At 64.1% G+C, this 12761-nt stretch carries 10 protein-coding genes and 2 tRNA genes; 8 read left to right on the top strand and 4 right to left on the bottom strand.

Translation table 11 applies throughout. The features are described 5' to 3' along the window. The first annotated feature begins 145 nt into the window (after positions 1 to 145). From NAMU_RS09735 to NAMU_RS09720, 4 genes are all read left to right on the top strand, one after another. On the top strand, positions 146 to 616 hold the full coding sequence (locus tag NAMU_RS09735) for a helix-turn-helix domain-containing protein (protein ID WP_015747239.1): 471 nt from the start codon (positions 146 to 148) through the stop codon (positions 614 to 616). Between the two features lie 66 nt (positions 617 to 682). Beyond that, positions 683 to 1081: a hypothetical protein gene (locus NAMU_RS09730; protein ID WP_015747238.1), complete on the top strand. Its 399-nt coding sequence runs from the start codon at positions 683 to 685 to the stop codon at positions 1079 to 1081. Continuing rightward, the gene (locus NAMU_RS09725; protein WP_015747237.1) at positions 1081 to 2163 is read left to right on the top strand and encodes an MAB_1171c family putative transporter; all 1083 of its coding nucleotides are present in this window, start codon (positions 1081 to 1083) and stop codon (positions 2161 to 2163) included. Before NAMU_RS09730 ends, NAMU_RS09725 begins: the two co-directional genes overlap by 1 nt. Next, on the top strand, positions 2160 to 3059 hold the full coding sequence (locus NAMU_RS09720; protein ID WP_015747236.1) for an oxygenase MpaB family protein: 900 nt from the start codon (positions 2160 to 2162) through the stop codon (positions 3057 to 3059). The genes NAMU_RS09725 and NAMU_RS09720 overlap by 4 nt, the downstream gene beginning before the upstream one ends. A gap of 60 nt (positions 3060 to 3119) precedes the next feature. Here the strand turns inward: NAMU_RS09720 and NAMU_RS09715 are convergent, their stop codons facing one another. Both NAMU_RS09715 and NAMU_RS09710 read right to left on the bottom strand, forming a co-directional pair. Next, positions 3120 to 4037 (bottom strand): hypothetical protein, encoded by a 918-nt coding sequence (locus tag NAMU_RS09715; RefSeq protein ID WP_015747235.1) that lies wholly within the window; start codon positions 4035 to 4037, stop codon positions 3120 to 3122. Continuing rightward, on the bottom strand, positions 4037 to 4777 hold the full coding sequence (locus NAMU_RS09710) for a hypothetical protein (RefSeq protein WP_041368673.1): 741 nt from the start codon (positions 4775 to 4777) through the stop codon (positions 4037 to 4039). The genes NAMU_RS09715 and NAMU_RS09710 overlap by 1 nt, the downstream gene beginning before the upstream one ends. A 542-nt stretch (positions 4778 to 5319) precedes the next feature. Between NAMU_RS09710 and NAMU_RS09700 the strand changes: the two genes are divergently transcribed. Next, positions 5320 to 6669, top strand: coding sequence for a helix-turn-helix domain-containing protein (locus NAMU_RS09700; RefSeq protein ID WP_015747232.1), 1350 nt, complete (start codon positions 5320 to 5322; stop codon positions 6667 to 6669). Further along, a complete protein-coding gene (locus NAMU_RS09695; RefSeq protein WP_015747231.1) occupies positions 6666 to 7358 on the top strand; it encodes an HAD family hydrolase in 693 nt (230 codons plus the stop codon). The genes NAMU_RS09700 and NAMU_RS09695 overlap by 4 nt, the downstream gene beginning before the upstream one ends. 54 nt (positions 7359 to 7412) lie before the next feature. On the opposite strand, the gene NAMU_RS28155 is transcribed toward NAMU_RS09695, so the two are convergent. After that, a complete protein-coding gene (locus NAMU_RS28155) occupies positions 7413 to 10646 on the bottom strand; it encodes a DUF4407 domain-containing protein (protein WP_015747230.1) in 3234 nt (1077 codons plus the stop codon). A gap of 701 nt (positions 10647 to 11347) precedes the next feature. Then, a tRNA-Ile gene (locus tag NAMU_RS09690) sits at positions 11348 to 11422 on the bottom strand. Between the two features lie 320 nt (positions 11423 to 11742). Between NAMU_RS09690 and NAMU_RS09685 the strand changes: the two genes are divergently transcribed. Together NAMU_RS09685 and NAMU_RS09680 are read left to right on the top strand one after the other, a co-directional pair. Then, a tRNA-Asn gene (locus NAMU_RS09685) sits at positions 11743 to 11815 on the top strand. 200 nt (positions 11816 to 12015) lie between these two features. Beyond that, positions 12016 to 12405: a hypothetical protein gene (locus NAMU_RS09680; protein ID WP_015747229.1), complete on the top strand. Its 390-nt coding sequence runs from the start codon at positions 12016 to 12018 to the stop codon at positions 12403 to 12405. Positions 12406 to 12761: the final 356 nt, after the last annotated feature.

Raw genomic sequence — 12761 nt, 5'->3', positions numbered from 1 at the left:
TAAGTACCTTGCTATAGTTATGCCCTAGCTGCGAAAGGTAGTTATTTAGTTATGGCTCGGTCAAGAGCTGCGGCCCCCTGCCAACCGAACGGACGGCACCCCAGTAGGCTGCCTACACACCGTGACAGGGCAGAGAGGGACCGACGTGGCCGACAGCGACGGCGGCATGCCTGACCTCGCCGAACGGCTGGACCACCTGTTCAGGACGGTTCCCCGGCCCGGTGGTCGCGGCCTGTGGTCCAACGAGCAGGCCTCGGTCGAACTCGCCCGGCAAGGAACGCCGATGTCAGCGGCGTACCTGAGCCAGTTACGCAACGGAAAGCGCGATAATCCGTCGGCGCGGCACCTCAATGCGCTCGCCTCACTTTTCGCGGTTCCGATCAGCTATTTCTTCGATTCCGACACCGCAGACAAGATCAACAACGATCTTCGGTTGTTGTCGGCCATTCGGGACAGCGACGTGCAAGCGATTGCTCTGCGTGCACACGGCCTTTCACCGGACGGACTCGCCAGCGTGAAGGGGATAATCGACCACATCCGAAAGGTCGAGCAGCTACCCGACGAGGGGGATCCCACAGATGACGTGGACCAGGATCCGCCCTCGCGACCCGAATGAGCGCGCCTACCAATACCTGGTCGCGTTGCTGCCGGACCCTGGTCCGCCGAGAAATTCGTCAACCTCGTGGCGGCCGACCGCCGCCGAGGGATCCGCCTCCTGCCCCATCAACTGAGCACCAGCGACGCGACCGGGTACGCGTTGCGCAGGCGCTTCGAGGACGTCATCGTCGTGCCGCTCAAGGCCTCCGGCTCCCGACGGGACACCATCATCTGCCATGAACTGGTGCACATCGTGCTCGACCACGCGCCGCACGTCACTGACGACCTCGAGTTTCTGTCGATGCTGGCGCCGCACTGTTCACCCGAGCTGCTCGAACGATTCCTGGCTCGGGACGGCTACGACACTGACGATGAGCGGACCGCGGAGGCAATGGCCACCAGGCTGATCACCCGCGCACAGACGCGTAGTCATCGGCGGACGGCCAACGGCGAACTCGACCGCCTGACCACCCGGCTGCGCTGATGGGCCTCGCACTCGCCGCAGCCGTCCTGTGGGCGGCGACGATCATCCGGCTGATCGTTACCGTCCGACGACCGGACGCGAGTCGCATCACGATGGCGGTCGCAGCCGTCTGTGTGTCCCTGGCGTTCACCCTCGGCGCGATCGCGCCGGCGTTCGACTCGCTCCTCTATTGGCCGAACGGCGCCGAACTCACATCGCACCTGCTCTTCATCGCGGGCGCCTACTTCACCCTGCTGTTCCTCTACGCGGTCCGCCACGGACACCTCACCCGAAGCATCGTCGTCCGCCACTCGATCCTGTTCGGCGCCGTCGCGCTGGCGATGACGATCCTGTTCACCATGGCCGACGTCCACGACGGGTCCGCCGGCAGCGCCTTCGCCAGCGCATACGCCAACGATGGGGCCGCCGTGCTCTACCGGATCACCTTCTCGGCGTACTTCGTCTACTGCCTGGTCACCATCGCCCGCACCTGCCGACGGCATGCGTTCACCGACGGCGACCGCGCCCGGACGTTGAGCCTGATCGGCATCGGGGTCGGCGCCGCGCTGGCCGCCATCGCGTCCCTGGCGTCGGCCCTGCAGATGGCCGTCAGCTACCTGACCGGCCAGCCCACACCGGTTCTGGCCGCCATCAACGTCGTCGGAGTCGCGTCCGCCGGGATCATCGCCGGCGTCGGCGTGCTCGTCCCGATCCCGCTCGACACTCTCCTGCGGTGGCGCAGGGCCCGCCGGATCAGCGACCACCTCGAACCGCTCTGGGCCGACCTCACCCACGCAATGCCGGAAGTCGTCCTGCCCGTCCCGCCGGGCCACAACCCGGTCGAACACGCCGAGATGGTCAGCACCCGGCGCCGGATCGAGATCGCAGACGCCCTCTACCTCATCCACATCGCCGAACCCGCCGCCTCGAACATCCGGCGCAGCCCGAACCCGCCGGAAGCACTCGGACGGGCCCTGCGCGACTCCGCGGCCTGGCGCGCCGACGCCCGCACCGGCATCCTCGCCGCCGACCTGCTGCCATCCGCCGACGACGACATCGACCAGCTCCTGGCCGTCGCCGGCGCCTACGGAGCCGCCCAATGAAGCGCGCCTACCGCAACCGGGACCTGATCAAGACCCTCGACCCGGCGAACGACTACCTGCGGATCTACCAGCTGACAGCCCTGTACGACTTCCCCACCGACATGCGCGTCGGCCTCAACCTCGCCTTCTACCGGATCTTCGCCATCCCGCACATGGCCGAACTGCTCGTCCAGTCCGGTGAGATCATCAACCGCCCCAAGAAGCGCGCGTACGACACCGGGCTGATCATGTACGAGATCATCGCCAACGGCTTCGACCACACCCGCAGCCGCGAGATGATCCGGCTGCTCAACCGCATCCACAAACCCTGGCCGATCAGCAACGAGGACTACCTGTACGTCCTGGCCGCGCTGATGGTCGTCCCGCTCCAGTGGCTCGACCGTCGCGGCTGGCGGCCGCTACTCGCCGCCGAGCGGGACGCCAGCGTCAACTTCTACCGGCATATCGGCCGGCTGATGGGGATCCGAGATGCCCCGACCACCTACGCGGACGCGGAACGCCTCGTCCAGGAGTTCGAGGGCCGGCATCTGCGGCCCAGCCCGGCCGGCCGCCGACTCATGGAGTCGACGCAACAGATCATCGTCCGCAAGCTCCCCGGACCGACCAAACGGATCGGGCCGGCCCTCACCAGCGCGCTTTTCGACCAGCCCCACCTCACCGACGCGCTCGGACTCCCCACCCCGAACTGGTCCCTGGCGCGGGCCGTCGACGGTGTCTTCTTCGCCCGCAAGGTCGTTCGGAGGCTGCGCCCCGCGGCTACCGAATCATGGTTCGAGCCGGGCCGGTCCGCGGGATCCGTCTATCCGCAGGGGTACTCCCTGCACCAACTCGGCCCGCCGGCTGGTCGAGCGGGTGATCCCCGGCCGGCGAAAGAGGCTCCGGCCACGGCCGAATAGCCGGGTTCGGGACGCTGCGTTCGGGACGCTGCGTGACGGGCTGCATGCAGGATTGGCCGCTCACCGATGGGAAAGATCGCCGGCCATGGCTTCGGTGAATCGCTCGAGCCGGTCGCGCGCCCGCGCCAGCGCGTCGATCTGGAGACGAAGCCTCTCGGCGAGCTCGGTGGCCGAGGCGATCACGGCCATCGCGTCCGGCTTCAGCGTGGCGGCACCGCTGACGGATTCGATGTCATCGACCAGCTGCGTGAGATCGTCGAGCTCGTCGAGGATGCGCAGCGCCCGGACGACCGCAGCCTCGACGGCTGCCGGGATCGCCACAGCCGGAGGCTCAACATCGCGCGGCGCGTCGTCGTGTTGCCGGCCCGGTGTGGGCGAGATGTGTTCGGCGGGATCGTCGACGGCGTGCAGCGCTGTCCCCGGCCGGGGTCCCAGGCCTTGGGCGAACAGATCCCACGGGCACTCGTCGGGCGATTCCGGGTGGAACTCTCCGCAGATCGAACACTCCTGCACAGCGCCACCTTTCATGCGCCGCCGGTAGGTCTTTCCGTCGCGACCCTGAATGGTCGATCCATCGTCGACGTCCGGCGCGGCGGACTTTCCTGCGAGTCCACGGTGGACGGTTCCGATTCCCACGCCGAGGACCTTGGCGATCGCGCGAACCGACATGCGCGCGTTCGACATCGTCGCCACGGCCTCGGCCCGTTCCTCGCGGGGCACCGTCAGCCGAAGGTCGCCCAGCCGGTCGTCGACGTATTCGTCCCAGGTCCGGTAGCCGAGGGCCAGGTAGGCGCGGCCCTGGTAGGCGATGGCGATGTACTCCCAGGCGCGTTCGACCATCGTGCGGATCTGCACGGTGACCTGTTCCGCACCGGCGGACGACAGCTCGCCGATATCCGCGTCGTCGTCCCAGTCGACATCACCACGTTGCTCGTCGTCGCCGACGCTCGGGCTCTCGAACGGCAGGACCGTGCCCATCACGCCGCCCTCTTGCGGCCCGTCCGGACGGGACGCCCCTGGACCGCGGCCCGGATGACGCGCATCAGCTCCGGATTCGATTGGATTCCCTTGGCGCCGAACAGTTCGATCTGGACCGCCGCTCCGGTCACCTTCGACTCGGGCCGGCACCCCGGGCCCGATCCGACGGTGAGCAGGTCCAGCGCCGACCACGTCGCGTCCGGCACACCTGTCTGGTGGGCGGCCATCTTCGAACGCGACCGCCGCGACGAGATCGCCGCGGCAGCTGCCGAAGCCATCACCGCCTGCAGTGGTGGAACGGGCCAGGACCATCCCTCCCGGGCCAGCATCGTGGCAAGGGTTCGCATCCAGCCCGGCGCGGCCATCTTCGACGGCTCGTGGTCGCCCGCTTCGGTGACCGTCTCTTCGACGAGCTCGCTCACCGCGCCGACATCCGAGTCCCGGACCGCGCCGATCAGGCCACGCGTCGATGCCGACCCCATGCAGGTCTGGGCGGCGGCCGCCTCAGCCGCGTAGGCGCGACGGACCGCGATCCTCAGCAGGCCGGGCGCGTCGGCGAACCGGCCTGCCCGCACCAGCCGGTCGATCTGTTCCCAGACCACGGCCAGCCCCTCGTCGGTCAGCCAGCCAGCCGTCCGGGTCCACTGCGCGGCCTCCCGGCGGCAGGCCGATTGCATGATGCCGATAGCTTGGTGGCCCGAGTCGCTCCCCCACCCCAGGTCCGCCACCTCGGCGAGCACGGAGACCAGGCGATCACCGGTGCTCTCGGCACTGGGCAGGCACGGTATCGGCCGACCACCTTGGCCGTTCTGGCTGCGTGCGGCGTGATCTGATTCAAGGTCATCGTGGCCGCGCCCCGCTTTCATGACGCGTCCAGGGTGGCGACCCGGCAGCTGGCCTCGAAGACCTCGACGTCGCGGAGACGGTACCGGACGGCGCCGCCGATCTTGACGTACGGGACACCCCGACCAGCCGATCGATCGTTGGCCAGACTCCCGGCGTTGACCTGCCATCTCTGCGCCAGATCTCTTGTCGTCAAGAGTGTTTCACCGGTCTCCATCGGTCCTCCCATCGATGGTTGGTTCCCGCGATCCCTGGCTCTCCGACATTTCAGACTTGGTGGGCGGTGCGGGCTGGGTTCCAGCGAAACCGACACAACGCTCATGTGGAGCTAGCCATGGCTAGTCTTGATGTAGTCTTTCCCGATCACTCCTTGCTACAGTTATGCATCCGAGCCGACTCCTCGTCGGCTCCGGTCAGCGGGAGTCACGGGAGGTGACCGGTGACCACGAACGCGGAGCGGATCCGGTCCCTGCGCGAACGCCGCGGCTGGACCCAGCTCGAAGTCGCGCAGCATCTCGATCGGCTGGCCTGGACGCAGAGCGGCAAGCACGTCGGGGTCAACGCCGACATGGTCGCCAAGTGGGAACGAGGCGTCAAAGCCCCCAGCCGCCGGTACCAGGATCTGCTGGCCTGCTTGTTCGACGACGACCACCGGAACCCACCCGCGACCAGTGAGCCGAATCGCCAGCCGGAAGGCCCGGAAACCGATCCGATCGACGTGCTCGTTGCGCGGACGGGGTTGCTCCTCGACCAGCTCGGGAGGGATGCTCTGATCCTCAGGCCGCGCGTGCTTGAGGTCTGGGGGGCGGAAGCGTTGCGGCGACGATCGTTGTTGAAGCTGGTCACGCTTGCCCCCGCCCTGGCCCTCGTAAGCCATGGCGGTACCGACGCCAGCTCGCATACCGGGACCGCCGCGTCACTCGCGAACCTGGCGGACGGCTACCAACGCCTATACCACATCACCGCCCCAACGCTTCTGATCACACCGGTTGTCGCCCACCTGGACGTCACCCGCGAACTCCTACGAGAGGCCCGCACCGCGTGCTTACGACGAGCACTGCTCAAGAATCAGGCGCAGGTTGCCCTACTCGCCGGCCGCATCTCGTTCTTCGACCTCAACGACGCGATCGCCGCCCGCGGGTACTACGCACTGGCGATCGAATCCGCCATCGAAGCCGGCGCCCATCACCTCACGTCAGCGGCACTAGGCCACACGGCCTTCATCCCAGCTGCCGAAAAACGGATCACGTCGGCAGTCCAATACCTGGATCAGGCAAACACGGTGTTGGGCCGAGATCCGCACCACCGGCTCGTATCGTGGCTCGCGGCGGTCGGATCCGAGATCACCGCCAACGCGGGCTCCGCCCGTGAAAGCCTCGACTACATCGACCGGGCCAGAACCGCCTTCAGCCGGCCACGCCTCGCGCCCGAACTCCCATGGTTCGACTTCTTCGACGAATCCCGCCTCAACGGATTCGCCGGCTACGCGAGCCTCCGTGCCGACCGGCATGATGAGGCACTGGCCCTACTTTCAGTAACTCTGAGCAACCTGCCCGACCAGGCTGTGAAGCAGCGAGCCGTGGTCCTCGCCGACCTCGCCACGGCCCACCTCAGCCAAGGGAACGTCGACCAGGCCTGTGCGATCGCCATCGACGCCGTCGATCGCCTACGCCAGGCGGGTTACGCGACAGGTGTCGATCGCCTCCGCGCGCTTCGATCCCACTTGGCCCCGTGGGCCACGTCCACGGCCGTCCGCGATCTCGACCAGCACCTGGCTCTCGCAGCATGACGACGCTCGACGAGCGACTTCGGGGCATCAAGGCCGTCTGGTTCGACGTCGGCGAAGTACTGATCGACGAAACCCGCGAGTACGGCACCTGGGCTGACTGGCTCGGCGTCCCTCGACACACCTTCTCCGCGGTTTTCGGCGCCGTCATCGCGTCCGGACGCGACTACCGCGAAGTCTTCCAGCACTTCCGCCCCGGCTTTGACCTCGAGAAGGAGCGCCAAGCGCGCATCGACGCCGGACTCGGCGAGTACCTGAACGCGAACGACCTGTACGCCGACGTCAGACCATGCATGATCACGCTTCGCGAGCGCGGCTACTTCGTCGGCATCGCAGGCAATCAGACCGTCCGAGCCGGCCGGTTCATCCGCGAACTGAACCTGCCCGCCGACGTTATTGCCACCTCCGACGACTGGGGGCTGAGCAAGCCGTCGATCGAGTTCTTCGACAAGCTCGTGGCTGTGTCCGGGCATCCTCCGAGCGAAATCCTCTACGTCGGCGACCGGCTCGACAATGACATCGCACCCGCGAATAGGGCCGGTCTTCTGACCATTCAAGTTCGCCGCGGTCCCTGGGGCCTGATTCAGAATGCGATCCCGCCAGAACCACGGCCCAACACCAGTTTGAGCGCATACCCCACGCTCACAATCAGGGACCTTTCACGATTGGCGACTACTCTCAGCGAGGCGTGAAGACCGACGGTCGAAAGGTCTTCCGAATCGTCCGGGCGACAAGTCCCAATATCGTCATGCTGACAACCCACCAACAGTTGCACGAAGGCCAACATCTGACTTCTGCCACGACGGGGCGCCGTCCGAACAGCTATTTTGTACAGACAACCGGCTATCAACTGGCGAACCAGTCGTGTAGATTGTGTTCAGTTTGCCTCCCGCGGCCGACCATGTGAGCGAAAGCCTGACTCTGGCGCCAGCTCCGACCGGGACACTCTGAAAATTGAACAACGTATCGCCACTGGCCACTGAGCTGGTTGTAGCTTCCAGTCTTCCGTCCACAAACAATCTTGCTGTGACAGTCACATCTGGGTTGGGATCGATCTGCACTGTAGCCGTATCGATCAGACCGATGCCCGGACCCACAGCGAACTCTTGCTCGACCGTACCCCCTGGCATCGACTCCGGGCGACCAGGATTTCCAGAACAAATCGGAGTGCCTGGGCCCATGGCAGGTCCATAATTGTCGAACGCAACTACACGTCGAGGTGCAGGTGTCGGCGAAGGAGTTGAGCTCGTGGTCGTCCCAAATTCGCTCTGGCTTTGAGTCGATGTGTCAATTGCTAATGGAGATTGCCCGGATGTCGACTCGGCAATTGGTTCCGGAATTGCGCTCGTGCTCGACAAAGCAAGCGAGCTGGAAGAACTCTCACTGGACGATCTTGCGGTGACTGGAGCCGGCGCTAATGATTCCTCAGAAGGACTCGTCGAAGACGCCCGGCTCAGGGGTTCCGTGGTCGCGGGTGCTTCGACTTGGTTCTTCGCCCAGACCGTAAAGCCGAATATCACGTTCCCATAGGACGCGACATTTGCATCGACGATAAAGTCGAAGAAGTTGCCTAGCTTGTTCACGAGCTCACCCCACCGAGTCGCCTTAACGAGGCCCTCAGTAAGCTTAATCTTCTTGCTCAGACTCACGACGTCGTAGTTGACGATCCCACCAGTCGAAGCCATTACATCTCGGGCCGCAACCGTTAGAATTCCCTTGATGCACTGCGCCCCTCCTTCTGTCAAGACGTTGTAAATTGTCGACCTGTCAGGAACTCCGGCTGCAGCGGTCCCACCTAGAATCTTGGCGCAATCCTTCGCGGCCGCCTGGGCAAACATGTCAGCAACCCATTTGTTGGCCGCCATGTTGACCGGAAGGTCCAAACCGTGGTCCGTCACTATCGCAAGCAGATCTGCTGTCATGGTTGCCGATGACGGCAGAATAGGAAACTCATGGCCCTGTCCAGGATCGAGGTGCGCGATGCCGACTGCGGCACGCGACAGCGGCGGAAGGTAGAGCCCGACATTCCTAACTGACCAGTCACCGATCGCATTTCTGAACGCTTCCGATAGGCTTTTCGGCTCTTCATGCCACCCATACTGCACTTGCGCGCCGTTATAGTAGAGAACCATGCCGTATGGGCGGTTGTTGACTATCTGCACGTCAAGAACGTCGTCACCCTCATGACCCTGCATGCATGACCGAATCACCAGTGCAGGCTGGCTCTCGCTCCCGGCGGACGACCGATACCATTCTGGCGTCGGGAGATTTTGCGTGTCGCATTGAGGTGTTTCCGAGCTTCTGCGTCCCGCCCATTCCCCCACCGTTTGGCTGAAGGTTCCCAACAAACTTGGCCAATCCCACTCCCAGAATTGCCAAGTCGAGAAGTGCTCAAGTGACGCAGAGACTGTCTTCGTCTGAGGGTCGTAGGTTGACGGGTACTCGGTCCAGTGGTCTGGATCGTCGGACTGGTAGGCCAATTGCAGTAGCCCCTGCTCAGCAGCGGCAGCTTGCTCATCCGACAATTGCAGTGAAAGGTTCAAGTCCGATCCATCGATGATTTGCCCAGCAGTGTCAAGCGTAACGGGAGTGCTGATAGGTTGATGGTTCACCCAGTCCACTTGCGGAGCAACTGTGGCGACAACTGTGGCGTTGTCCGAGATCGCGCCCGGGGGGACGAACAGGTTCATACTTGTAGCCAGCGTGAGATTCTGACCAGACGTCGACATGAGCGGGTATCTATCATCCGGATGGCCAGAAGCAGACCTGAAGACTGCGACACCGACCACCGCTAACACGACGAGCGTGGATGCAGTCGCAATCCTGGGCCGGGAGCCACTATTCGAACGAGGCCTGAAGCTCTGTTGATCGCTCTCTGAATTGGCAACTAGATATTTAGCACGCTGAATCAATCTTGCTGAGTAGATTCGCGCTGCTTCGTCTCTTGCCTCCGGGGTGTACACAATTTGGGAGAGGGCCCGGTCTTCCTTGACATTGAGCGCGCGCTTCACCCGTCGGGTGCGGTCAAAATCAGATTCCGGCAGAATTGCTTTCATCAATGCCACGACAAGGTCTAAGGCAATGAAGAAGGCTGGCCAGATCCAAACGAAAGGATCTTCTTTGAGCAGGGTTACCAAGGCAGTCGTTTGAGCCGCAAGGCCGGTGTTCTCCGAGGTGGCTTGAGTGGCAGATGCCACTTCGGCCGCTTTTGCCGCAATAGCGTCGTTAAGAATCTTGTTCTGCGAGTCCCTGTCCGCCGTCAGGCTCTTGACCACTGAATCATGATTGGTTTGAATCGGAGGGAATACTATGTCGCGATAGTTCTCGTAGGCCTCAAGCAAGGTCTGGGCTGTCTCCCCACGGGTACAGCGATCACCGTTTGCCGCATAGTCTCCATTCACACAGATTTCATCGTCACTCCACTGCTTCTTCAGATCGTCAAGGCGTGCCTGTGCATCTGCCAAGGTTTGATCCGCTGCCGCAATCTGTTGATTGTATTCCGCGATTCTTGAGTTGGCGTCAGAAATCGTGGCGTTCCACTTCGAGTTTTGGGTGGTCGTTTCAACGATCTGGGCGGATTCGGCCGCATTCTTATCTGATACGATCTTTTCTAGAGCATCGCGATACATGAATAGGATGGTCGTATGTGAGATTACGATACCTATCGTGAGCGAGATCAAGCCTCGAGTTAGGACCACCTTCAGTTTAGCCCAGGGACTGTCGCTTGTTAAGGGCGATGAAGTTATGAGGATGTCAACGGTCAAGACAACGGTCGCCACCAATGCGCCCACCAAAGCTGCCCCGGGCAAAGGAAGTTGGAGATTCTCGTAGAATGTGGCTGTTGTAGCGAAGAACGCCCAGGCGCCGACCGCCAGAAGAAGCAATCCGGTTGCGGTGTGTCGAACCCTATTGTCAGGATCATTAGGACGCCGAGGATCGCCACCGCCCAGTATGGCGAGTTTGTTCTGAAGCCATGCCATCCTATTTCCCCCTCAGCCGACAAGCCGATGCGACACGTAGAAGGCGCCCTCGCGAAGGCGTCAGGTCAGGTGCATTTTGATTGTCCATTGGACTGTTTCGGCGGTGAAACGAATACATTTCGCATGGATTAGGACCAGATTCCTCGCAGCATCTACGGGCTCCTCCAAGCTAAGCCGGCCGCCTGTCCATGGCGATCCGGTCGATCATGGCATGTGGAACGAATCGGGCGGACGTCGGTCCCCCATGGTGCGCGGGCTCAAGGGTCCCAGACCCTTTCGCGCCGAGTCGAACCCCGGCCTCCAGCACCGCGGATGGACGATCACCGCGGACCCGGCTTGGTTGGACCCAATGGCGAGCGGCTCGTCGCGGCCCCGATTCACTATCGGGCCCGGTGGTTTCAGGCGGGTCGGGGCCAGCCTCGCTGATCTCGTCGTCACGATGGGTCGTCGACGAGCGCGCCACGCAAGTTGACAGTCTACCGTCCGGGAGATGACAGTCGACTGCATCCGTTGCCGGGGCTTGCCACTATGGCGAGTGCGCTCGACCATGCAATTCCACGATGCTCCGTCTCCCGCTAGCGCTAGCTTCCACGACATCGTCGAAGACCAACCACAGAACCGGTGTCGTGTATTTGTGGCGAGGTTTTCAAGATCAACTCGCTACTTGATTCACACGTCCGGTAGGCTGACCTGCAGAAACGTGGGGCGAGAGGGGCTCGAACCCTCGACCTGACGGATTATGAGTCCGCTGCTCTGACCAACTGAGCTACCGCCCCGGCGAAGACCCTACCGGCTTGGTCGGACCGCCAAGGAGCGTGGCCACACCCGACACCCGGTCTCCCACCGAACACCGGCCGGACCTCAACCCGATCGACGACTGCCCCATCGGCCTGAGGCCGCCCGGACCCAGGACGACGGCGCCGAGCCACCCGGGGCACACAGGGAGCAGCACGCTGGCGCCGCCAGACCACGACCGGCCGTCCGACGGCCCAGCGCGCCCGACGACTCAGCGCCCCCGGCGGGCTGTCCGGTTCGGCTTGGCCGCTGATCTAGGTTATTCTTCAGGCCGCGTTGCCGAGCGATCGGTGCGCGACGGTCCTCCGTAGCTCAATTGGCAGAGCATCCGACTGTTAATCGGACGGTTGTTGGTTCGAGTCCAACCGGGGGAGCTTCGCTTCCCAGACCGCAGGGCCCGCCCACCGGGTGGGCCCTCTTTCATCTTCTCGCCAGCCGTACCGTCCATCGAGTGATGTGCAGAGCGTGATCGATCAGTTACGCTCCGCGCATGTCACCGGGGGCTCGGACGCAGGCGTCGACCAGTTGGCACCCACCGCCCCCAGCATCAGCACCGGCACCACCGAGCAAGCCGATGTCCACGCTGACCGCGTTGGCGATCGCCGGCGGCATCGTGGCCGTCACGGCGGGGGTGGCCCTGGTCGTGGTCCGACCCGCGGGCAGCTTCACGGCGCGAGGATCGGTGATCCTGGACCGCGCCTGCGCGACCTATGGCACCGACGACGGCGACGTCAGGGACGGCGCTCAGATCACGGTCAGGTCCGACGGTCAGGTCGTGGCCCTGGGCCGGCTCCGCGAGGGTGAGCAGCGCGACAACGGCCCGGTCAGCCTGTGCCGTTTTCCGCTCGTCATCGACGACGTGCCCGCGGGCCACGAGTTCTACGAGGTCGAGGTCGCCCATCGGGGCGCGGTGACCTACTCCGAAGCCGACCTGCGGGACGGGCTCCGGCTCACCCTGGACTGAACCACCACGCCACCGCGGCCCCGGCCCGCCGAGAGTGCCGCCCCGGCCGCGCCGACCAAGGCCCATGGCACAATGGAGGAGAACCCCCGGCGTTGGGACGCCGGGGGTTTCGCGTTTCCCGAGATCCCGATACGACGACGAGAGCAGGCACCATCATGGCCATTCCGAGCTTCCGGCGACGCCCGGTCGGGGCCCCCGCGGCCGGCGACACCAACCGGGTCAGTCCCATGTCCGAGACCAGAGGTGCGGTGCTGCACCTGTGCCGTTTCCCCGAGAAGTGCTGCACCACGTGCGATCGCCATCGCGACCGGTGCTCGCATCCGATCGGCCGGTCCACCTGGTGAACTCCAGCTGTG

The sequence above is a fragment of the Nakamurella multipartita DSM 44233 genome (assembly GCF_000024365.1).
GTDB lineage: Bacteria > Actinomycetota > Actinomycetes > Mycobacteriales > Nakamurellaceae > Nakamurella > Nakamurella multipartita.
The sequence above is the reverse complement of the archived record's forward strand: the minus strand, read 5'-3'. Positions and strand labels throughout refer to the sequence as shown.